Source organism: Caballeronia sp. NCF2 (genome assembly GCF_023631205.1).
GTDB lineage: Bacteria > Pseudomonadota > Gammaproteobacteria > Burkholderiales > Burkholderiaceae > Caballeronia > Caballeronia zhejiangensis.
Window position 1 is genome coordinate 14,534 of the sequence record NZ_JALQDN010000058.1, and the last position, 22,345, is coordinate 36,878.

The 22,345-nt window shown below is 65.5% G+C and carries 21 protein-coding genes; 10 read left to right on the forward strand and 11 right to left on the reverse strand.

What is annotated here, in order from left to right; translation table 11 throughout:
• Position 1: 1 nt before the first annotated feature.
• The 8 genes from NCS02_RS20700 to NCS02_RS20735 form a co-directional block, all read right to left on the reverse strand.
• Entirely contained in the window at positions 2-394 is a 393-nt protein-coding gene (locus NCS02_RS20700) for a VOC family protein (RefSeq protein WP_250503217.1), read from the reverse strand.
• The gene (locus NCS02_RS20705) at positions 391-1,341 is read right to left on the reverse strand and encodes a ketopantoate reductase family protein (RefSeq protein WP_008348060.1); all 951 of its coding nucleotides are present in this window, start codon (positions 1,339-1,341) and stop codon (positions 391-393) included. Before NCS02_RS20705 ends, NCS02_RS20700 begins: the two co-directional genes overlap by 4 nt.
• Before the next feature lie 182 nt (positions 1,342-1,523).
• Positions 1,524-2,594, reverse strand: a complete 1,071-nt coding sequence (locus tag NCS02_RS20710) for an SDR family oxidoreductase (protein WP_250503218.1) — start codon at positions 2,592-2,594, stop codon at positions 1,524-1,526.
• A gap of 209 nt (positions 2,595-2,803) precedes the next feature.
• A complete protein-coding gene (locus NCS02_RS20715) occupies positions 2,804-3,712 on the reverse strand; it encodes a PilZ domain-containing protein (RefSeq protein ID WP_250503219.1) in 909 nt (302 codons plus the stop codon).
• A gap of 168 nt (positions 3,713-3,880) precedes the next feature.
• On the reverse strand, positions 3,881-6,145 hold the full coding sequence (locus tag NCS02_RS20720; RefSeq protein WP_250503220.1) for a xanthine dehydrogenase family protein molybdopterin-binding subunit: 2,265 nt from the start codon (positions 6,143-6,145) through the stop codon (positions 3,881-3,883).
• Positions 6,142-7,152, reverse strand: coding sequence for an FAD binding domain-containing protein (locus NCS02_RS20725; protein WP_175980869.1), 1,011 nt, complete (start codon positions 7,150-7,152; stop codon positions 6,142-6,144). Before NCS02_RS20725 ends, NCS02_RS20720 begins: the two co-directional genes overlap by 4 nt.
• Positions 7,149-7,706, reverse strand: coding sequence for a (2Fe-2S)-binding protein (locus tag NCS02_RS20730; RefSeq protein WP_250503221.1), 558 nt, complete (start codon positions 7,704-7,706; stop codon positions 7,149-7,151). Before NCS02_RS20730 ends, NCS02_RS20725 begins: the two co-directional genes overlap by 4 nt.
• A gap of 174 nt (positions 7,707-7,880) precedes the next feature.
• The gene (locus NCS02_RS20735) at positions 7,881-8,780 is read right to left on the reverse strand and encodes a LysR substrate-binding domain-containing protein (RefSeq protein ID WP_250503222.1); all 900 of its coding nucleotides are present in this window, start codon (positions 8,778-8,780) and stop codon (positions 7,881-7,883) included.
• A gap of 176 nt (positions 8,781-8,956) precedes the next feature.
• Between NCS02_RS20735 and NCS02_RS20740 the strand changes: the two genes are divergently transcribed.
• The 10 genes from NCS02_RS20740 (at position 8,957) to NCS02_RS20785 (ending at position 18,305) form a co-directional block, all read left to right on the forward strand.
• On the forward strand, positions 8,957-10,027 hold the full coding sequence (locus NCS02_RS20740; RefSeq protein ID WP_250523273.1) for an ABC transporter substrate-binding protein: 1,071 nt from the start codon (positions 8,957-8,959) through the stop codon (positions 10,025-10,027).
• A 36-nt stretch (positions 10,028-10,063) separates the two neighbouring features.
• On the forward strand, positions 10,064-11,143 hold the full coding sequence (locus NCS02_RS20745) for an ABC transporter ATP-binding protein (protein ID WP_175980874.1): 1,080 nt from the start codon (positions 10,064-10,066) through the stop codon (positions 11,141-11,143).
• On the forward strand, positions 11,130-12,002 hold the full coding sequence (locus tag NCS02_RS20750; RefSeq protein ID WP_250503223.1) for an ABC transporter permease: 873 nt from the start codon (positions 11,130-11,132) through the stop codon (positions 12,000-12,002). The genes NCS02_RS20745 and NCS02_RS20750 overlap by 14 nt, the downstream gene beginning before the upstream one ends.
• A 16-nt stretch (positions 12,003-12,018) precedes the next feature.
• A complete protein-coding gene (locus NCS02_RS20755; protein WP_250436532.1) occupies positions 12,019-12,816 on the forward strand; it encodes an ABC transporter permease in 798 nt (265 codons plus the stop codon).
• Positions 12,813-13,940: an NAD(P)/FAD-dependent oxidoreductase gene (locus tag NCS02_RS20760; RefSeq protein ID WP_175980880.1), complete on the forward strand. Its 1,128-nt coding sequence runs from the start codon at positions 12,813-12,815 to the stop codon at positions 13,938-13,940. The genes NCS02_RS20755 and NCS02_RS20760 overlap by 4 nt, the downstream gene beginning before the upstream one ends.
• An 11-nt stretch (positions 13,941-13,951) precedes the next feature.
• Entirely contained in the window at positions 13,952-14,320 is a 369-nt protein-coding gene (locus NCS02_RS20765) for a (2Fe-2S)-binding protein (protein WP_033536269.1), read from the forward strand.
• Positions 14,310-15,725 (forward strand): NAD(P)/FAD-dependent oxidoreductase, encoded by a 1,416-nt coding sequence (locus tag NCS02_RS20770; protein ID WP_008348083.1) that lies wholly within the window; start codon positions 14,310-14,312, stop codon positions 15,723-15,725. The genes NCS02_RS20765 and NCS02_RS20770 overlap by 11 nt, the downstream gene beginning before the upstream one ends.
• The gene (locus tag NCS02_RS20775; protein WP_008348086.1) at positions 15,718-16,881 is read left to right on the forward strand and encodes an NAD(P)/FAD-dependent oxidoreductase; all 1,164 of its coding nucleotides are present in this window, start codon (positions 15,718-15,720) and stop codon (positions 16,879-16,881) included. The genes NCS02_RS20770 and NCS02_RS20775 overlap by 8 nt, the downstream gene beginning before the upstream one ends.
• Positions 16,882-16,918: 37 nt before the next feature.
• Positions 16,919-17,272, forward strand: coding sequence for a RidA family protein (locus tag NCS02_RS20780; RefSeq protein ID WP_008348087.1), 354 nt, complete (start codon positions 16,919-16,921; stop codon positions 17,270-17,272).
• 124 nt (positions 17,273-17,396) lie between these two features.
• Positions 17,397-18,305, forward strand: coding sequence for a LysR family transcriptional regulator (locus tag NCS02_RS20785; protein ID WP_250503224.1), 909 nt, complete (start codon positions 17,397-17,399; stop codon positions 18,303-18,305).
• A 15-nt stretch (positions 18,306-18,320) separates the two neighbouring features.
• Here NCS02_RS20785 and NCS02_RS20790 read toward each other — a convergent pair whose 3' ends face one another.
• The 3 genes from NCS02_RS20790 to NCS02_RS20800 all read right to left on the reverse strand — a co-directional run bounded on the left by NCS02_RS20790 (position 18,321) and on the right by NCS02_RS20800 (position 22,344).
• Complete coding sequence (locus NCS02_RS20790) at positions 18,321-19,697, reverse strand: MFS transporter (RefSeq protein ID WP_250503225.1); 1,377 nt, start codon at positions 19,695-19,697, stop codon at positions 18,321-18,323.
• Between the two features lie 85 nt (positions 19,698-19,782).
• Positions 19,783-21,504 (reverse strand): GMC family oxidoreductase, encoded by a 1,722-nt coding sequence (locus NCS02_RS20795; RefSeq protein ID WP_250503226.1) that lies wholly within the window; start codon positions 21,502-21,504, stop codon positions 19,783-19,785.
• 33 nt (positions 21,505-21,537) lie between these two features.
• Positions 21,538-22,344 carry an enoyl-CoA hydratase/isomerase family protein gene (locus tag NCS02_RS20800; protein ID WP_008348095.1) on the reverse strand — a complete coding sequence of 269 codons (807 nt, stop codon included), beginning with the start codon at positions 22,342-22,344 and terminating at the stop codon, positions 21,538-21,540.
• Position 22,345 lies beyond the last annotated feature (1 nt).

Here is a 22,345-nt window from a genome sequence, read left to right on the forward strand (position 1 = left end):
CTCACGCCTCCGCGCGTGGATTGATCGACAGCGCCTGCGCGACGCATGTGGCGGGTCTTGCCTGAATGAGTTCGACGGCGAGCCCGTCGGGCAGACGCAGCCAGTTGCGGCCCTGCGTCATCTCCGTGACGCCGAACGGCTGCGCGGCGGCGAGCGCGGCTTCGAGGTCCTCGCACATCACGCCCAGATGCGCGAGCCGGCCGTCGGGACCGTCGTAAGTCGGATCGCTGATGAACTGGAGTCCGCCGAGTGTCCAGTACTGACGCGGCTCGCCGCGCGGGCCGTCCACTTCGCGCATGGTCATGCCGAGCACTTCTTCGAAGAAGCGAATGTGCCAGTGGATATCCTTCACCCAGATCGCGACGTGTTCGAGATAGGCTTCGGTTGCGCTCATGCCGCGCGCTCCTCATTCTGGCGGTCGGTCATGCCACGCTCGATGCCTTTTATGCACGCCACGAGCGTCGAATTCACCGGCGTCGGCACGCCGAGCCGTTCGCCCCATCGCACGACCGCGCCGTTGATGAAGTCGATTTCGGTGACGGACGACTTCTCCAGGCTTTGCAGCATGGAGGTCTTGAACGCGGCCGGCAGTCCTTCGGCGGCCATGTTCCAGGCGTCTTCCGCACGCGTGATGGAAAGTTCGATGCCGGCCGCCTTCGCCGCGGCCATCGCTTCCTCGATGGCGGCAAGCGAGGTCGCCTTCAGCACCGGTTCGCTGTAAAGCTGCCCATACGTCAAACGCGTGATGCCTGTGATGGCACCGGTCGCGACGTTGATCAGCAGCTTGTCCCACATCGTGCCGAGGATGTTGTCGCTGACCGTGGTCGTGAGCCCCGCGCTGTCGAACGCTTCCGCCACGGCTTGGGCGCGAGGCGTCACGCGGCCGTCGAGTTCGCCGATGATGGTGATCTTTCCGGTCACGCCGGACTGGATGTGTCCCGGTGCGCGCAACACGCCACCGACGTAGGTCTTGCCCGCAAGGACGCGCTCGCGTCCGACGATATCGCTCAGCACGTCTTCGTGACCGAGGCCGTTCTGAAGGGACAGCACGAGCGTCTCGGGGCCGATAAGGTCGAGCGCGCCGCGCATCGCCGAATCGGTGTGGAAGGATTTGACCAGTACGATCACGACGTCCACCGGCCCGACGTCGGCGGGGTTCATCGTCGCGCGCACCTTGACGCGGCGCGTGCCGCGTTCGTCGTCGACTTGCAGGCCGTCGCGGGACATGGCCTCTACGTGCGCCGCGAACTTGTCGACGAGCCACGTCTCGTGACCCCCTTCGGTCAACGCGGCGCCGATGGCGCAGCCCAGCGCGCCCGCGCCCAGAAATGCGATCTTCATATATGTCTCCTCGAATGGAGACGAAGATACGATTCCGCGCACACTCTGGCAATGCAATGAATGCAATAGCGATATTGCCTATGGCAATTCAGATGTGGACTGAGCTATTCGGTAAGGGAAAGTACCAGGACGCTCGGTGCGGTTTTGTACCGGACGACGAGACGTCCGGCATATCGGACGCTTCAGCTGGGAATGATGCGAAGCGTCTTCAAACGATCGAATAGCGCAATGAAAGAGTCGGGCGTGCTTTGATAGTCGAGAAAGCCTGCCTTGCGGCTCTTGCTCATATCGGTGAGCACCTCCATGGGCCGCCCCAGATCGGCGTCCGTGTGCCACCAGGACGCGAGCTTGCCGATATCGGCTTCGGCAAGATGGTGGCGCGCGGCGATTTCACGCCACGCCTCGCCCGCATCCTGCATGCGATCTTCGAGCGGACGCATCGTGCCGTCGAATTCCACCGGCTCGATTCCGAAGTAATTCGCGACGAGCGACCACATCCACTTCCAACGGAACACGTCGCCGTTGACCACGTTGAATGCTTCGTCGCGGGCGTTCGGTGACGTCGCCGCCCATTCCAGATGACGCGCCAGCAAGCGGGCATCCGTCATGTCGGTAAGGCCGTTCCATTGGGCTGCGGACCCGGGAAATATGAACGGCGCGCCGCTCGCCTTGCAGAGCGTCGCGTACACCGCGAGTGTCACGCCCATGTTCATCGCATTACCGACCGCGAAGCCGATGACCGTATGCGGACGATGAACGCTCCAGCCGAAACCGAACTGCCTGGCGGCGTCGAACAGTCGATCCTCCTGCTCGTAGTAGAAATTATCGACGTCCTGCCGCCCCTGCTCCTCGCGAAACGGCGTCAGCGGCACGCTGCCCTTCGCATAGGCTTCGAACGGCCCCAGATAGTGCTTGAGCCCTGTGACGAGCGCAGCGTGCTTCAGCGTGCCGGAAGGTCCGAGCGCCTCGAGTACATGACGAACCATCGCGCCGTTGACGCGGATATTTTCCTGCTCCGTCGCCTGTCGCGACCATGCCGTGAAAAACACATGCGTGAATTGCTTCCCGCTCAACGCGCGCTGCACCGATTCGGCCGATGTGAGATCCGCCGTAATCGATTCGACACCGTCACACAAGGCGGAACGTCCGCGCGAGAGTCCGGTGATGTGCCAGTCGCCGGATGCGAGCAAATGGTCGGCCAGATTGCCGCCGACGATGCCGGTGGCTCCAATGATGAGTGCTCTTTTGTCCATGATGTGAATGGTTCGCCTTTCCAGGTACGTGCGCAGTGACGCGCGTTATCGATCGACATAGGGTCGACCGAAAAGCCCTGGATTGGTTTCATGCCGATGCGAACGAGCGGCAAGGCTCGTCGGCCGTTTCGGGCGACGCGCATCATTCATCGATGACCCAGGCGGCGCGATACGTCGATGTCGGCGGCGCTCCGCGATTCGCGTCGTGTTCAGCGCAACTGCGCGGCACTGCCCGTTGCGGCTTCGAACATGTGATGCCTCAGAAGCGCCATGGTATCCGCCTGTTGGCTGCTGAACTCGGCGCCTATCAGGACGCCGCCGTCGACGCGCCTGACATTGCGCGCGATGCAGTTGAACACGACCGCGTGAGACTTACCTCCGGCGCGCAGGCGCAGTCCTAACCGGAAGTGCTCGGCGACGTTGACGAGGGCGTCGGAGGCACGGAAGGCGACTCCGCCCAGACTCACGTTCGTGACCGAAATGTCGAACCCGGCGGCGATACAGTCGTTTCTAATGAGCCGTCCCGGCATCTCCGTCGAAACGCGCACATGGTTGCGCACGACCTGAGTCTTCACGGACTCGGGCCATGCGAGATAGATGACGCGTACCGGCGTCTCGCTTCGTCCGATCACGGTGCTGCGAAACTGATGGATGTGACGCCCTCTGAGCGCACTGCAAGCGACCTCGGCGCCGGTTTCGAACAACTCGTGTCCGTCCGTAGCGGTCACGAGCAGCGCGCGGCCGGTAATGGAACCAACGAAGTCGGTCTGACAACGCAGCGTTCCGCTTCCGTCGACCGTCACCTGGATGCTGTCCAGCGTCTTCGGCAGCATTCCAGTGTTCGCTATGGGCTCGTCGAGGATGGCCTCGCCCGATTCCTCTTCATGTCTGGCAGTCGAGATGAGTATTCCGGCTGGCCGGGGTGCGCTTTCGTTCGATGCACTCGTCACCGCATCCTCGCTGCGCAAGCCCCCGGCCGCCAGAATCCGGTCGCGCTGGCTCTCCGACTGAACCCGATATCCGCGCGCCAGAAGGAGCTTGCCGGCTGCGGAATACACGGCGAACGGAAGCGGCGTACCAATTTGCAGTTCGCGGGCGGTGATCTTGACGAGGGCCATGTCCGTTGCCCCGAAGACATCGCGGACCACCGCGGCGCTGGGACGCATCAGTTTTGGAAGCGCTAACTTAACGCTCGGCGCACCGGCCTGACGTGCGCCGTCGCACAATTGTCTGCAGAAAGCGGCTTCGCGGCGGTTTCTGCCATGCGAGGATGGCCGGCCTGCCAATCATGCGAAGACTGTCTCCAGCGTGATCGGCAAATCCCGTACGCGTTTGCCCGTCGCATGCCAGATCGCGTTGGCCACCGCCGCCGCGACGCCGACCACGCCGATCTCCCCCACGCCCTTCGCGCCGAGCGGATTCACGATGTCGTCATGCTCGTCGACGAAGAGCACATGTATGTCGTGGATGTCCGCGTTCACCGGTACGTGGTATTCGGACAGGTTGTGGTTCATCTGCCGGCCGAGCTCGTGGTCGAACTGCCCGTGCTCGTGCAACGCCATGCTGATGCCCCAAACCACGCCGCCCGATATCTGACTCGCCGCCGTCTTCGGATTGACGATGCGTCCTGCCGCCACCGCGCTGACCACGCGCGTCACGCGCACCGTGCCGAGCGCGGCATCGACGCGCGCTTCGACGAATACCGCCGAGTGCGTGGCAATGGAATACGACTGCTGCCTGTCGTGCGGCGTGACCGTTACCTGCGCGTCGATCGTGTCGAGGCCGGCGCGCGTCATCAGTTCCCACAGCGACACGCGTTGCGCCTTGCCCTCGCCGCAAACGACGTATTCGCCATCGAGTTGCATCGTGTCGGGCTGCGCGCGAGCGAACGCATCGCCGCCGTGTTCGGCCGCGAGCGCCGTCAGCTTCCCGCGCAAACGCGTACAGGCCGCGTGCACCGCGCTGCCGACCGATGACACTGTCCACGATCCGCCTTCGAGCGGCGCCTTCGGCAGACGGCTGTCGCCCAAGCGAAAATCGACGTGCTCGAGCGGCACGCCGAGCGCATCGGCGGCGAGTTGCGTCATCACCGTGTAGGTGCCGGTGCCGATGTCCGCCGTGGCGCTCGCCACGACGACACGTCCGTCCGCCCCGATTTGCGCGAGCGCGGAAGCCTCGTTCTGCATCGCGTCCCAGATGCCCGTCGCCATGCCCCAGCCGACGAGCTCGTTACCCTCGCGCATCGAACGCGGCGCGAGCGGGCGCCTGTCCCAGCCGAAGCGCGCGGCGCCTTCTTCGAAGCACTGACGCAGCGCCTTGCTGGAGAACGGCAGGTTCTTGTTCCCGTCGCGCTCCGCGTAGTTGATGAGGCGCAACTTCAGCGGGTCCATGTCGAGCGCCTCGGCGAGCTCGTCCATCGCCATTTCGAGCGGAAAGAGCCCCTGCGCTGCGCCCGGCGCGCGCATGTCGGCGGGCGTCGGCACGTCGAGCTTGCTCACCTTGTAGTCCATCCGCACGTTGTCGCAGGCGTAGAGCTGTCCGGCCCAGTTCACCATGACATCGCAATAGTCCTCGTATTGCGACGTTTCCGACACCGCCTCGTGGATGACCGCCTGCAGTTTGCCGTCGCGATTCGCGGCGAGCGCGACGCGTTGCAGGCTCATCGGCCGATGCGCGAAGGTGAACATCTGCTGCCGCGTCAGCACGAGGCGCACGGGCCGCTTCAGATCGCGCGCGGCCATGACGGCAAGCGGCAGATGATATTGCGGACGCAGCGCCGAGCCGAACGCGCCGCCGACGAACGGCGAGACGACTTCGAGCGCGTCGTCGTCGAAGCCGAAGAGCTTCGTCAGATACTGCTTCGTGTTGAGCACGCCCTGCGTCTTCTCGTACACGACGAACTTGCCGGAGGCTTCGGGAATCACCGTGCAGCCGTGCAATTCGATCGGGTTGTGATACTCGGCCGGCGTCGAATAGCGGCTGTCGATTTTCACGGCGGCTGCGGCAAGCGCGCCGTCGGCATCGCCGCGAGGCGGCGGCGGAGGCTCGAAGCCGCCCTTTTCGGTCGATGGCGGATAGCTCTCGGCTTCCACCTCGCGCAGATCCGTGCAGTGGCTGCTTCGCTCGTAGGTGACTTCGATCAGCGAAGCGGCATGACGCGCCAGTTCATGGCTTTCCGCGACGACGAGCGCGACCGGCTGGCCGCTGTACCAGATGCGGTCGTCCCAGAGCGGCCGAAACGGCATGCCGCCCGGCGCGGACTGGTCCTGCCACGCCGCGTCGCGCAGCGGCAGTTCGGGCCGGTTCTCGTGCGTGAGCACCATCAGCACGCCCGGCAATTCCAGCGCGCGCCGCGACTCGATCGACACGATGCGCCCGCTCGCGATGCGGCTCGGGAGCACGAAGCCGTAGGTCATTGCATCGGAAAAAAATTCGGCTGCGTAGCGGGCCTCGCCCGTCACCTTCTTCCTGCCGTCGACCCGGCTGACGGGCTTGCCGCTGACATGCGCGCCCCGTTCGGCGATGCGTTCCAGTTCGTTCGGAAAGTTCATGATGCGTCGTCCTCTCTGGCGGCGAGGCTGATCCCCGATGCCTGCTCGAAAGCGCGCTCGATGGCGCGCGCGGTCAGTTCGATCTTGAATGCGTTGCCGGGCAGGCCGCGCGCGTCGCGCATCATCGCGCTCGCGAAATCGCGCACCGTCGTAGCGTCGAGCGTCTTGCCCCGCAACGCGGCTTCGGCATCGCGATTGCGCCACGGCTTGTGCGCCACGCCGCCGAGCGCGCAGCGGACCGCTTCGATGCGCGTGCCGTCGAGCTTGAGCGCGAGCGCGACCGACACCAGCGCGAACGCGAACGACGCGCGGTCGCGTACCTTGACGTAGGCGTAGCGATCGGCGAAGCCCTCGGCGGGCAACGTGACAGCGACGATGATCTCGTCGTCGCGCAGGTTCGTATCGATATGCGGCGCATCGCCGGGAAGCCGGTGAAACGCGTCGAACGGCACGACGCGCTCGCCTTCGCCGCCTGTCACGCGCACGGAGGCGTCGAGCGCGGCGAGCGCCACGCACATATCGGACGGATGAACGGCGATGCAATGCTCGCTCGCGCCGAGAATGGCATGAATGCGGTTGACGCCATTCATCGCGCCGCAGCCGCTGCCGGGCCGGCGCTTGTTGCATGGCGTGGCGGTGTCGTAGAAATAGTGACAACGCGTGCGCTGCAGGAGATTGCCGCCGACCGTCGCGACATTGCGAATCTGCGCCGAAGCGCCGGACAGAATCGCCTTCGACAGCAGCGGGTAGCGCGACTGGATGCGTTCGTCGTAGGCCACGGCGCTGTTCGTGGCGAGCGCGCCGATTTCGATGCCACCGTCCGCGCTTGGCTGAATCGCCGCTATCGGCAGGCGGCGGATATCGACGAGCCGCTCGGGACGCGCGACGCCTTCCTTGATGAGATCGACGAGATTGGTGCCGCCCGCGAGAAACGGCGCCGACGGTGCGCGGTGCGCTTCGAGCGCCGCGGATACATCGTTCGCGCGCGTGTAGGAGAACCGGTTCATGAGTGCGTCTCCCCGTTCTCGACGGCGGTCTCATCGACGCCGTTCGCGCTCGATACTTGCAGAATCGCCTGCACGATGTTCGGATACGCGCCGCATCGACAGATGTTTCCGCTCATCGCCTCGCGCACTTCCGCGGCGTCGTGTGCATGTCCTTCCGCGAGCATGCCGACCGCCGAGCAGATCTGGCCCGGCGTACAGTAGCCGCACTGGAACGCGTCACAGTCGATGAACGCCTGCTGCATCGGATGCAGCGTGTCGCCGCTCGCGAGCCCTTCGATTGTCGTGATTTCCGCGCCGTCGTATGAAACGGCGATCGCGAGACACGTATTGATGCGCTGGCCATCGACGAGCGCGGTGCAAGCGCCACACTGCCCGTGGTCGCAGCCCTTTTTCGTGCCGGTGAGCTGGCACCGCTCGCGCAGAAGATCGAGCAGCGTCGTCCACGGCTCGATGTCGAAGGTCTGCGTCCCGCCGTTGATCGAGAGCGTACAGGCGACGCGCTGCGCATGCGGCGCGCCCACGTCCAGGGCCGTCGCAGTCGGTGTGGTGTTCATGGAATCTCCTGTCTGGAATGCTGATTGCCAGCATGCCGCGTGCCGCGGAGCCAAACGCCGTCACGGCGTGGCCGGACAGTGCAAGACCCGTATCGAGATTCTTGCGAAAGGCGACCGCGTACTTCGTGAAAGGATTGCGGTGAATACGCCGAGCCGATGAGCACCGTTCGACGGCTAGACGATCCCATCGAGCAGTTCGTCGTGCAGCTCGCGCAGGACCTCCACGAACGCGGATGCAAGCCGCTCACGCGGCCGATGCGGCGGAAACAGCAGATACGTCGGAAAGCGCGTGACCGGCTGAAACGGCCGGATGACGATGTCCGGTCCGACGAAGTCTCGCGCCACGATCGGATGCGCGAGCGTCACGCCCATGCCGTGCCGAACCATCTCGCAGCACATGGCCGTGTATTGCGCCTCGATGGCCAGCACGCGCTGCACTCCCGCGCGCTGAAAGACTTCATCCATCACGGCGCGCGTGCCATCGCCGTGACAGAGCGAGATGAACGATTCGCCTTCGAGATCCTTCGGCCGAATGTTGCGCTTCGCCGCGAGCCGATGATTCGCCGGCATCACACACACGGCGGCCACGTTCGATAACTGCTCGACCTGGCAATCGGACGCTTCGCTCACATACACCGCGACCCCGAGATCGCAAAAGCGCGATGCCGTCCAGTGATTCACCGTCCCCGACGTATTGACATGCAGCGAGACCGTCACGTCGGGAAACAGCGCATGAAATCGCTTGATCGCATGGGGCACGAGCGTCATGCCGGCCGATGGCATCGCCGCGATGCGCAACCGCCCGCTGCCGAGATTGCGGATCTGCGCCGCCGCATTCGCGAGACCCTGCAAGCCGACGAACGCGCGCTCCACTTCACGAAAGAACGCGGTGCCTTCGCTGGTCGGAATCAGACGCACGCCGCTGCGCTGGAAAAGCTGCAAACCGGTGTCGCGTTCGAGTTGCGAAATGAGCCGGCTGACGTTCGGCTGCGATGTGAAGAGTGCCTTGGCCGCGGCCGTCATCGACCCGGAAACCATGACCGCGCGAAACGCCTCGATGTGCTTCAGGTTCATGCGCGCTTTCCCTTAAGTAGTCACCATGACACGATGAAATGTATATCAACCATGTATAGGTAGGTATTTTATTTGTATTGGACGATATGAATTGACAGCGCGACACTCGATCCGTCGATGGGCCAGATGTCTTCCAAATCCCACCCGCCCACGCCCCCGCAATGGAGATCCTCGTCATGAAAAAAGCGTTGCATCGCCGTCCGTCCGCCCTTCCCGCACGTCGCGTCATCGCCGCTCTCGCGTTCTCGGCGGCCGTTGCCGCGCCGATGCTCGCGCAGGCCGACACGACGCTGTACGTCGCCAATGTCGGCGGTTCGAACGAACAGTTGTATCGGCAGAAAATCATTCCGGCGTTCGAGAAGGCGCACAACGTGAAGGTCGTCTATGTGGCGGGCAATTCGAGCGACACGCTCGCGAAGTTGCAGGCGCAAAAGGGCCATCAGCAGATCAATGTCGCGGTGATGGACGACGGCCCGATGTATCAGGCCATGCAGATGAACCTGTGCGCGAAGCTCGACGACGCGCCCATCATGAACGACGTGTATCCGCTCGCGAAACTCGGCTCGACGGCGATCGGCGTCGGCATGGTGGCGACGGGCATCGGCTATAACGAAGAAGCGTTCAAGAAGGCCGGCCTGCCGCCGCCGGACTCGTGGAAAGTGCTCACCGATGCGCGCATCAAGGGCAAGCTCGGCGTTCCGCCGATCACCAACACTTACGGCCTGCATACCCTCGTGATGCTCGCGCGTCTCTCGGGCGGCGGCGAGAAGAACATCGACCCCGGCTTCACGGCGATGACCAAGCAAGTCGCGCCCAACGTGCTCTCGTGGGCCCCGACGCCCGGCGAAATGGATGGCCAGATGCAATCCGGCGACGTGATTCTCGCGCCCTACGGCAGCGGTCGCGCGGTCGCGTTGCAGAACACCGGGTTTCCGCTCAAGTTCGTCTATCCGAAGGAAGGCGCGGTCGCGCTGCAAGTGGCGGCGTGCGTGCTCGCGGAAAACGCGCAGCCCAAGCTGTCGCAGGAATTCGTTCAATACTTGCTGACGCCCGAAGTGCAACTGCTGCAAGCGCAGAACATCGGTCTCGGGCCGGTCAACAAGACCGTGAAGCTCGCGCCGGAGGTCGCCGCGCGCGTGCCTTACGGTCCCGAGCAGGTGTCGAAGCTCACCGCCGTCGACTGGGCGACGATCAACCAGCATCGCACGGAATGGACGGAACGCTGGAACCGTTCGGTCGAGCGCTAAAGCCGCGCATCCGCATCTGTCGAAGGAGTCACGCGCATGGCATTCCTGACGCTTCAGGGCATCTCCAAACGCTACGGCGATTTCACGGCGATCGAACATGTCGATCTGTCCGTCGAACGCGGCGAATTTCTCTCGCTGCTCGGTCCGTCCGGCTGCGGCAAGACCACGACACTGCAGATGGTCGCGGGCTTCGTCACGCCGACGAGCGGCCGCATCCTGCTCGATGGCCGCGACATCACCAACGAGCGCCCGGAGAAGCGCGGCATCGGCGTGGTGTTTCAAAGCTACGCGCTGTTTCCTCACATGACGGTGGCGGGCAACGTCGGCTTCGGGCTGGAGATGCGCAAGGTGAAGCGCCGCGAGCGCGAAGAGCGCATCGAGGAGGCGCTCGCTCTGGTGCGGCTCAAGGGCCTCGGGCATCGATATCCGAAGGAACTGTCGGGCGGGCAGCGGCAGCGCGTGGCGATTGCGCGCGCCATCGCCATGCAGCCGGAACTGTTGCTGCTCGACGAACCGATGTCCAATCTGGACGCGAAGCTGCGCGAGGAAATGCACATCGAATTGCGCGCGATTCAGAAGCGTCTCGGCATCACGACGATCCTCGTCACGCACGATCAGGTCGAAGCGATGACCATGAGCGACCGCATCGCGGTGATGCATGGCGGCAAGATCGCGCAACTCTCCACGCCCTACGATGCGTACGAGCGTCCGGCGACGCCCTTCGCTTCGACCTTTCTCGGCCGCACGAATGCGTTCGCGGGCGAAGTGCTGCAGCGCAATCCGCGTTGCGCGGTCGTGAACGTCGCCGGGACGGAACTGCATGTGCCGCACGAAGGCCGTCACGTCGATGGCGCGGTGAATGTCTATATTCGCCCGGAGAAAGTGCATCTCGCCAACGGCGATGCGCGCATCAGAGGACGTATCGCGACGCGTGTGTTCATCGGCAATCAATGGCTGCTCGAAGTGGAGACGGCGCTCGGCAAGTTGCGCATCGCGCAGCCGAACCACGGCGCGCCGCCGCCGCAAGAAGGCGACGAAGTGGGTCTCGACTGGACCGACGACGACCTGCGCGTGCTCACGCAAGACGGCAAGGAGACGCTGCATGGCCACGCTTGACGACGCTCACCCCGGCGCTGCGCCGTGGCTCTTGTCCGGCCCCGCGCTGCTGCTGTTCACCGGCCTGCTGCTGGTGCCCTTGATCCTCACGCTCGTCCTCTCCTTCCGCGTTTTCAGCGATACGGCCGGCATCACCAGCGCGTTCACGCTGTCGAACTATTGGGAAGTCGTGAGCGACCCGTACTACGGCACGATCTTTCTGCGCACGGCGGGCCTCGCAACGGGCGTGACGCTCCTGTCGATCGTGCTCGGCGTGCCGGAGACGATCATCCTCGCGCGCATGAAGAAGCCGTGGCAATCGCTGTGTCTGCTGATCGTGCTCGGGCCGCTGCTGATCTCGGTCGTCGTGCGCACGCTCGGCTGGCAGATTCTGCTCGGCAACAACGGCGTGCTCAATAACGTGCTGCAAGCCCTGCATATCACCGAGGAACCCATCCGCCTCGTCTTCACGATGACCGGCATGATCATCGCGCTGACGCACGTGCTGGTGCCGTTCATGGTGATGTCCGTCTGGGCCAACATGCAGAAGCTCGACCCGCAAGTGGAATGGGCGGGCCGCTCGCTCGGCGGATCGCCGCTCAAGGTGTTTCGCCGCGTGGTGCTGCCGCAGATCATGCCGGGCGTGCTGTCGGGATCGATCATCGTCTTCGCGCTGTCGGCGTCGGCGTTCGCCACGCCCGCGCTCATTGGCGGACGGCGGCTCAAGGTGGTCGCGACCGCCGCCTATGACGAGTTTCTCGGCACGCTGAACTGGCCGCTCGGCGCGAGCATCGCCGTGTTGCTGCTGATCGCGAACGTGGCCATCGTAATGGGATGCAGCCGTCTCGCCGAGCGCCGCTTCAAGCACATTTTCGACTGACCGCGAGGACACGCACATGAAGCAGAACGGCCCGCTCGCGCTCGTATTCAACGCGCTTTTCCTGACTTTCATTCTCGCGCCGCTCGTCGTGGTGATGCTCGTCTCGTTCACCGACAAGGGCTTCATTTCGATGCCCTTCGACGGCGCATCGTTGCGCTGGTTCCACGCGATCATCGAGAACGGCGACATCGTGTCGGCGTTCTGGCTGTCGATCAAGCTCGCGTTCGCGGCGGCGACCATCGGCGTACTGCTCGCCGTGCCGGCCGCGCTGGCGATCGCGCGTTACCGCTTTCCCGGCCGCGCCGCGCTCACGAGCTTCTTCCTCTCGCCGATGATGATTCCCGCCGTCGTGCTCGGCATCGCGTTCCTGCGCTTCCTGTCGATGCTGAATCTGTCGGGATCGTTCTGGTCGCTCGTGTGCGCGCATGTGGTGATCGTGCTGCCGTATGCGCTGCGGCTCGCGCTCTCGTCGGCGGTCGGCCTGGACCGCGATGCCGAACGCGCGGCGCTGTCCTGTGGCGCGAGCCGCTTCACCGCGTTTCGCCGCGTCGTGTTGCCGATGATCCGCACCGGCGTCGCGGGCGGCTGGGTGCTGTCCTTCATCCAGAGCTTCGACGAACTGACGATGACGATTTTCGTCGCCACGCCCGGCACCACGACGCTGCCGGTCGCCATGTACAACCAGATCGCGCAGACGATCGATCCGCTGGTCGCGAGCGTCTCGGCGGTGCTGATCGTCGGCACGGTGCTCCTGATGATTCTGCTCGACCGCATGGTCGGACTCGACCGTATTCTGATCGGAGAAGCCCGATGACTTCTGCTAGTCCCGACGTACTCGTTCTCGGCGGCGGCCTCGTCGGATCCGCCGTCGCCTATGGTCTCGCCCGCGAAGGCGCGCGCGTGACCGTGCTCGATGAAGACGACGGCGGCTTGCGTGCCTCGCGCGGCAACTTCGGCCTCGTGTGGATTCAGGGCAAGGGCTACGGCCTGTCGCCGTATGCGCGCTGGTCGCGTTCGTCGGCGGTGCGCTGGCCTGCGCTCGCGGAGTCGCTCCACGCCGAATCGGGCGTCGATGTGGCGCTGCGCCAGCCCGGCGGCTTCCACTTCTGCTTCAACGACGCCGAACTCGCCGACCGCGAAAAGCGCCTTTCGACGCTGCAAGCCGAACTCGGCGATTACCCGTATCAGATCCTCACCGGCGCCGAAGTGCGCGAGCGCATTCCGCAAGTCGGGCCGAAGGTGATCGGCGCGAGCTATACGCCGATGGACGGCCATGTGAATCCGCTGAAACTGCTGCGCGGCCTTCATACGTCGATGCAGACGCGCGGCGTGCGCCTCGTTTCCGGCGAGCGCGCCGAGCGCATCGTGCCCGAAGCGAACGGCTTCGTCGTGCAGGGCAAGCGCGGCACGTATCGCGCGGGACGCGTGGTGCTGGCGGCGGGTCTCGGCAATCGCACGCTCGCGCCGTTCGTCGGGCTGAATGCGCCGGTCGCGCCCAATCGCGGACAAGTGCTGGTAAGCGAGCGCGTCGCGCCGTTCCTGCACTATCCGACGCTCAACGTGCGTCAGACCGACGAAGGCAGCCTGCAATTCGGCGATTCGATGGAAGAAGTGGGCTTCGACGATTTCACGACCACGCCCGTCCTCGCCGATATCGCCCGGCGTGCGGTGCGCGCCTTCCCGCTGCTGGAGCATGTGCGCCTCGTCCGCATGTGGGCCGCGTTGCGCGTCTACAGCCCCGACGGCTTTCCCGTCTATGACCAGTCGGAGCGGCATCCCGGCGCGTTCGTCGTGACCTGCCACAGCGGCGTGACGCTCGCCGCCGCGCACGCCATGCGCATCGCCCCGTGGATTCTCGGCGCACCGGTTCCCGACGAACTGCCCACCTTCTCCGCGCGCCGCTTCGAGCACGCCAAAGAACTCATCTCCGCACATTGAGCACGCACGACATGACTTCATCGACACCTACGCTTTTCAAGCCGCTGCCGGGCGCGGACGGCGCGAGCATCGACATCTTCTTCAACGACCGGGCGCTGACCGTGCAAGGCGGACGCTCCGTCGCGGCGGCTTTGCTCGCGGCGGGCGTGTCGCGGTTTCGCGCGACGCCGGTTTCGGGCGCACCGCGCGCGCCTTACTGCATGATGGGTGCGTGCTTCGAATGCCTCGTCGAGATCGACGGCGTGCCGAGCCGCCAGAGCTGCATGGTCGAAGTGAAAGCCGGCATGCGCATCCGGTCGCAGGAAGGCGCGCGCGATCTGCCCCCTTCGATCGGCACCGATACCGCCGACGCATCGCTGGAGAACGCACATGGCCGCTGAACTCGTTTCGTCGCATGCCGAAGCTGTCGATGTCGTCGTGATCGGCGCCGGTCCCGCGGGCATGAGCGCCGCGACGCGTGCCGCGCGCGCGGGCCTCAAGACCGTGTTGATCGACGAACAGGACGCCGCCGGCGGACAGATCTATCGCGGCATCGGCCGGGCGGACGCGCGCCGCAAGGAGATTCTCGGTCCCGATTACGCGGCGGGCGGCGCGATCGCCCAGGCGTTCGCGGCATCGGGCGCGCGGCATCTGACGGGCGCGACCGTGTGGCAGGTCACGCGCGAGCGCGGCATCAACTATCTGAAGGACGGCAGGATCGGCAGCTTCGACGCCCAGCGCGTGATTCTCGCGAGCGGCGCGATGGAGCGGCCTTTCCCGATTCCCGGCTGGACGCTGCCCGGCGTGCTGACGGCGGGCGCCGCGCAAATCCTGCTCAAGAGCGCGGGCGAAGTGCCTGCCGCGCCGCCGATTCTCGCGGGATGCGGACCGCTTCTGTATCTGCTCGGCTGGCAGTACATCCGCGCGGGCGTGCCGATTCGCGCGCTCGTCGACACGACGCGCCACGAGGACCGCTGGCGCGCGAAGCGTCACATGCTGTCGGCCTTGCGCGCGTGGCCGTATCTCAGCAAAGGACTGCAGCTGATGCGCACGCTGCGCGAAGCGGGCGTGCCGATGTTCGAGGCCGCCGACGACCTGCGCGTCGAATCGCGCACCGGCGCCGACGGCGTGGAGCATGCGAGCGCGCTCGGCTTCACGACGCAGGGCGCGGCGCACCGCATCGAAGCGGACGTGATTCTGCTGCATCAGGGCGTCGTGCCGAATACGCAGTTCACGCAGGCGTTGCGCGCGACGCATCGCTGGGATAACGCGCAACTCTGCTTCACGCCGAAGACCGACGCATGGGGCGAGCTCGACGTGCCCGGCATCTTCGTCGCGGGTGACGGCGCGGGGATCGGCGGCGCGCAGGCGGCGGCCTTGCAGGGCGCGCTCGCGGGCGTCGCGGTGGCGGCGCAACTCGGCGCGATCGATACCCGCAAGCGCGATCTCGAAGCGATGGCGCTCAGGCGCGATCTCGCGGGCGCTCTGCGCATCCGTCCGTTCCTCGATTCGCTGTATCGTCCGCGCGATGTGAACCGCATTCCGAAGAACGAAACCATCGTCTGCCGATGCGAGGAAGTCACCGCGGGCGAGTTGCGCAAGTTCGTCGAGCTGGGCTGCGTCGGGCCGAACCAGGCGAAGTCGTTCGGGCGCTGCGGCATGGGACCGTGCCAAGGCCGCATGTGCGGGCTGACGGTGACGGAAGTCATCGCGGATGCGCGGCGCGTGTCGCCTGCCGAGGTCGGCTATTACCGCATTCGCCCGCCGATCAAACCGCTCACGCTCGGAGAACTCGCCGGTGAATGAAATCAGCGAAGCCGATGTGATCGTCGTCGGCGGCGGTCTGCACGGCACCAGCAGCGCGTTGCATCTGGCGAAGCGCGGCGTGAAAGTCATCGTGCTCGAAGCGGATTACGTGGCGCGTCATTCGTCGGGCGTCAACGCGGGCGGCGTGCGCACGCTCGGGCGTCCGCTGCCCGAAATTCCGCTCGCGCTGATGTCGCGCGAAATATGGCACGGCATGACCGATCTGCTGGGCGAGGATGGCGGCTTCGTGCCGTCGGGGCAACTGAAGATCGCGGAAACGGAAGCCGAGCTCGAAACCTGCCGCGAACGCGTCGCGCTTTTGGCGTCGCATGGCTTCACGCACGAGAAGATCATCGATCGCGAAACCGTGCTCGAACTGGAACCGGCGCTCGCGAGGCACGTGACCGGCGGCATCTGGGTCGAGCGCGATGGCTACGCGTTGCCGTACCGCACGACGACTGCCTTCAGGCTCGCGGCGCAACGTCTGGGCGTGCGCTTTCTGGAAGGCACGCCGGTGAGACGCATCGAACAGCGCGGCGAGCGATGGTTCGCGCAGACGCCGCGCGGCACGTTCGGCGCGCAGAAGATGCTCATCGCGTCGGGCGCGTGGTCCGGCGAGTTGTCGAAGCAGGCGGGCGAGCCGGTGCCCGTGCATCCCGAAGGCCTGATGCTGATGGTCACGCACCGGGTCGCGCCCTTCTGCCGCGCGACGCTCGGCGCGACGGGCCGTCCGCTGTCCTTCAAGCAATTCGACAACGGCACGGTCGTGATCGGCGGCAAGCTGATCGGCATCGCGGAACTGGCGAACCGTCACGGCGAAGTCGATTTCATGCGCCTCGTGAAAAGCGCGCAGACGGTCACGGATCTTTTTCCGCATCTGCGTCATCTCGGCGTGAATCGCGCGTGGGCGGGCGTCGAAGCATTTACCGAAGACGAACTGCCGGTGATTTCGGCAAGCCGCACGGCGTCGAATTTGTACTACTCGTTCGGCTATTGCGGCAGCGGCTTTCAGCTCGGGCCGGGCTGCGGCAAGCTCGTCTCCGAACTCATGCTCGACGGCGAGCCGTCGCTGTCGCTCGATGCATTCGCCATCGACCGTTTCCATGCGCGCGCCACGTCGGCCGCCGCCGATGCGTTGCCGCTCGTCACGCACTGATCCGTATTCCCCAACCCTTTCGTAAGGAGAACAAGTAATGAGCGATATCGTTCGCATCGACACCAATCAGCGCATGAGCCGCGTCGTGAAGGCGGCGGGACTCGTGTTCATCGGCGGGCAGACGTCCGCGGATCAGACGCCCGATATCAAGCTGCAGACGGCAAAGGTGCTCGAAAAGATCGATGGCTTCCTGGACAAGGCGGGCATCGACAAGACCCGTCTCGTGTCGGCGCAAGTGTGGCTGTCGGATATCGCGCGTGATTTCGCGGGCATGAACGAAGTGTGGGATGCGTGGGTTCCCGAAGGCTGCGCGCCGACGCGTGCGACCGTGGAAGCGAAGCTCGCGTCGCCTGCGTTGCTGGTGGAGATCGCCGTCATCGCGATGAGCTGACGGCGGCCGGGGCGGTCTCGTTGCAGGCAACCGGCGACTCGATTCTCCGGTTGGCGACGCGACGCCGCCCCCTGAAAGACGGCGCGCGGTACTATGTTCACGGACCGTCCCGCACACCCGTCTCATGGAACTGAAGCAGATTCAGTACTTCATCGCGCTTTTCGAGGAAGGCACCGTCACGCGTGCCGCAAAGCGGCTGAACATTGCGCAGCCGGCGCTCAGCATGCAGGTCGCCAAACTCGAATCCGAGATCCGGCAGAAGCTCTTCGAGCGCGGGCCGCACGGCATGGCGCCCACCGAAGCCGCACGATTGATGTACCGCCTCTACACGCCGATCCTGCGCGACATCGACCACGCAAGGGAGCACCTGAGCCGTCGCGATGTCATCGTGACGGGCCGCGTGTCGCTTGGGATGGTCTCGTCGGAAGCGCAGAGCGTATTGCCCGAATCGCTCGCCCGCTTCGATGCGCTTTTCCCGCAAGTCGAAGTATCCGTCGCCGATGGCTTCAGCGCGCAACTGATCGACGCCGTCGAATCGGGCCGGCTCGATGCGGCCATCATCAACAAGCCGCGCGGACGCCTGATGCTGGACGTCAAGCCGTTGCTCGTCGAAGAAATGGTGCTGGTGACGAGCGCGCTGCACGGCCCCGAGCTTCCCGGCACGATGGATCTGACCGGGCAGCCGGACATCGAGCTCGTGTTGCCTACGCGGCGCAACGGTCTGCGCGGCGCGCTCGATGCCGCCCTGATGGCGGCCGATGTCGTCATCCAGCCGAAGTTCGAGATCGATCTGCTGAGTACCATCGTGCAGTTCGTCGAGCAGAGCAGCGTCGCGACGATCCTGCCGCGCGTCGTGGTGCAGGCGCAAGCGGACGAAGGCCGCTTGCGCATACGCACGATCTCGGCGCCGCCCATCGTGCGCCACATCATTCAGGTGACGCATCCGAAGCGGCCGATCGGGCCGGCCGCCGAGGCATTGATCGCGATCATCGCCGAGGAGATCGGACGCGTGACGACGCGCGCGCCGGAATGACGCGCGCCGTGAAGGTCACGAAGGACTGCCCGCGTCGCCGTTCTCGAGCTTGCCGAGCGTCTCCGGCACCACGAACGCGCCGACGAGAAAGATCACGCTGATCGCGCCGACGAAAATCGCGAGCGTCGACGGCAACTGGCTCGCATCCTTCGCGACGAGCGAGACGAAGGTCGGCATCATCCCGCCGATCGCGAAACCGATGTTCCACGAGAGGCCCGTTCCGGTCGCGCGAATCGCGGTCGGAAAGCGCTCGTTCAGGAAGATCAGTATGGGCGCGTAACCGGCGCTGCCGAGCGCGGACAACAACACCGCATAGACGCCGATCATCGTGATGCTTTCTGCCGTCGGCAACAGCAGAAAGAGGCCGGGCAAGGCGACGAGCCGGATGATGCCGATCCAGATGAACGCGCCCTTGCGCCCGATGAACGTGCTGAGATGCCCCGCCAAAACCGATGCGATCACCACCGCCACGCTGCAGATCATCAGGATCGCGGCGGCCGCCCCGTTCGGCGCGTGGCTCACGACCTTGAGGAACGTCGGCAGATAGCCCGACGTGAGGTAGTAGCCGCTGCCGCCGCCGATGGTCAGCAGGAGATTCACGAACAACACGCCGCGGTACTCGCGCGAGAACAGCGTGCGGATCGGCGAGCGCACGACTTCGGCCTTTGCGCGCTCGGTATTCGCCGCGGCCTTCGCGGCTTTTTCGGCGGCGAGCTTCTTCCACAGCGGCGACTCTTCGAGACTGTTGAAGACGAAGAGACCGAGCACCGAACTCACGATCCCGGTGAAGAACATGCAGCGCCAGCCCCACACGTCGAAGGCATCGCCGGGAAAGAGCGCGGACATCGCGAGAAAGGTGAGCGATGCCAGAAGCGCGCCGAGTCCCGCGCCGCCGCCACCGATCAGCCCCGACACCGCGCCGCGATATTTCGGCGCGACCGATTCGGTGCCGATCGTATGCGTCGACGCCACCACGCCGCCGACGAACACGCCCTGCACGAGACGCAGCAGCAGGAAGAGGATCGGCGCGACGATGCCGGCCTGCGCGACCGTCGGCAGCGCGCCGAAAGCCGCAGTGGACAACCCGACGCCGACGACCGCGAAGATCATGGCGCCCTTGCGGCCGCGACGATCCGCATACGAGCCGAAGAGCGCGGAGCCGAGCGGACGCATCAGCAGCGTCACCGCGAATGAAGCGTAGACCGCCGCGAGCGAGAGCATCGCGTGTTCGGACGGGAAGAACAGACGCCCGACAACCGGCGCCACATACAACAACACGAACAAGTCGAACAGATCGAGGGCCCAGCCGATGCAGGACGCCATCACTGCACCCATGATCTGCCGCTGATTTGCCGGAAGCACGGCGGCTCCGTCTTGCGCTGCTACGGACATGTGTATCTCCTTTGGATTACCGCAGGCACGCTTTTATGGATGCGTGCTCTTGTTACGATTGAAAAACGAAATTGCTCGAGCAGTGTCAGTACGCGGCGGCGAGCGGCGGGGCCATGCTCGCGCTTCGCTGCGCGACCATCGCGTCGGCGATCTTCTCGGCGATCATGATGGTCGGTATGTTCGTATTGGCCGATGGCAGCCTCGGCATCAGCGATGCATCCACGACGCGCAAGCCGCGCGCGCCGTGCACGCGCCCTTCGGTATCCGTGACGGCATCGCGATCCTCCGCGCCGCCCATGCGGCATGTGCCGCTCGCGTGCCACACGCCGAACACGTTCGCGCGGATGAACGCGGCGAGCGCGCGGTCGTCGGCGAGCAGCGCGTCCATCTTCAGTCCGCGCGTGAAGAAGCGTTCGATGAGGAAACGGCGCACCGGCGCGGGCGCATCGAGCAGCACGCCGAGAACGGACGTGAGGCGCGCATTGCCCTCGCCGACCCGGCTCAGCGCCTTCACGCGCGCAGAAAACGCCGCCGGAAAGAAGTCGCGCGAACTGCGCCCGAGTCCCGATGCGTGGACCACGCTCGCCAGCATCCGCACGCCCGCGGCGAGGCGCTGCACATCGCGTTCGTCGTCGAGCAGATTGAGATCGACGCGCGGCGCGGCGGCCGCATCGGGCGATGCGAGCTGCACGCGGCCACGCGAATACGGCCGGTTGCACCACAGAAAGAAGAGTCCGAGCCGGTTGCCGAGCGCATGCCACGCCGCACGCGTCGCGCTCGACAGATACAGGTCCGAGGCATCGCAGCCCGCGACGCCGGAACTCAGACGCGCGGCCATCATGCTGGCGCGGCGTCGTGCGAGCGGCATGCGAAAGCGCGGCTCGAGAAAATGACAGAACGTCAGCGACGGATGATCCTGCAGATTGCGTCCGACGCCCGGCAAGTCCACTTCGCACGCGATGCCGAGCGCCGCGAGCTCGCGCGCATCGCCGATGCCCGCGCGCATCAGCATCGCCGGCGACTGCAGCGCGCCCGCGCTCAGCACGACTTCGTCCGCATCGAACTGAACGCGCTCGCCGTTCTCCGCAATCGCGACGACACCGCGCGCCGTCGCGCCGTCCATCACGATGCGTTCCACGCGCAGCTTCGCGTAGACCGCGAGATTCGGACGCCTGCGCGTGGCCTCGTCGAGATAGGCGATGGCCGTGGACACGCGCCGATCGTCGATATTGGAGAACGCGCCGGGAAAGAACCCGTCGCCGAACTCGCCATTCTGGTCCTGCAACTGCGCGACCCCGTTCTCGCGCAGACCCTTTGCGAACGCGTGGCAGAACGCCGGCCAGTCGTCGGGCATGATGCGGCGGATCGGCACCGGGCCGTCGCTGCCGTGCATCTCGCCGCCGGGAAAGTCGACGTCGCGTTCGAGCTTGCGAAAGTACGGCAGCACGTCGCGCCACGCCCAGCCATCGGCGCCGTTCGCGGCCCATTCGTCGTAATCGCGCGGCAGGCCGCGATTGGCCGACTGCACGTTGATGCTCGAGCCGCCGCCCATCACGCGGCCCTGCTCGTACACGCGCGGCGCGGCATCCTTCGTGGCCTTCGCTTTCAGGTCGGGCCAGATGTAGGTATCGCCGCAGAAGACCGGCATCGGATAGCTGTCGAGAATGGCCTCGGGCACGGCGCCGGGCGGCGTATCCGCGCCCGCCTCGATCAGCGCGACGCGCAGCGACGGCACCGCCGACAGCCGATGCGCCAGCACGCATCCCGCCGAGCCGCCGCCCACGATCACGACATCGAAGCGCTCCATCGCCTGTCTCCTTTTATTGTGCAAAGCGCGGGATCAGGACCCGCGAAACACCGGCTTGCGCTTGCCGTGGAACGCTTCGACGCCTTCGCGGAAATCGTCCGACGAGCGCAGGCGGCTATAGCAATGGCCTTCGAGTTCGATCGCGATCGAAAGCGGCGCGTCTTCCGAGTCGTTCAGCAGCTTCTTCGCCGTGCGCTGTGCCAGCGGCGAGAACGCGCGCAGTTCGTCGACGAGCGCATCCGTCGCTGATTCGAGTTCCGCGTCGGCCACGCAGTCCACCGCGATGCCCCATTCGTACGCCTGCTTGCCGGGAATGCGGCGCGAGCGCATCACGATGTCCTTCGTGCGGCCGATGCCGACCATCGACTGCAAGCGCGCCGAGCCGCCCGAGCCGGGAATCTGCCCGAGCTTCTGCTCCGGCAGCGCATAGAACGTCGTATCGGTGACGATGCGGAAATCGCACGCGAGCGACAACTCGAAGCCCACGCCGAAGCAGAATCCGCGATTGGCCGCGATGACCGGCTTCGAGCAGCGCGCGGGCGCCGCGATATTCCACGCGAGCTTCGACACATGTTCCGGCGATGCCTCGAGAAAGCCCTTGATGTCGCCGCCGCTCGAGAAGTGCTCGCCCCTGGCGCGCACGACGATCACGCGCACGCGGTCGTCCTCGTCGAGCGCCTCGAATGCAGCGCGCAACTGGTCGCGGGCGTGCATCGAAATGACGTTGAACGGCGGGCGATGCAGGATGATGTCGGCGCGCTCGCGGGCGGCGTCGATCTCGACTGAAAAGCCGTCCAGGTCTTGCAGCAGCGTCTGGCCGCGATGGTTCAAATCGCTCATG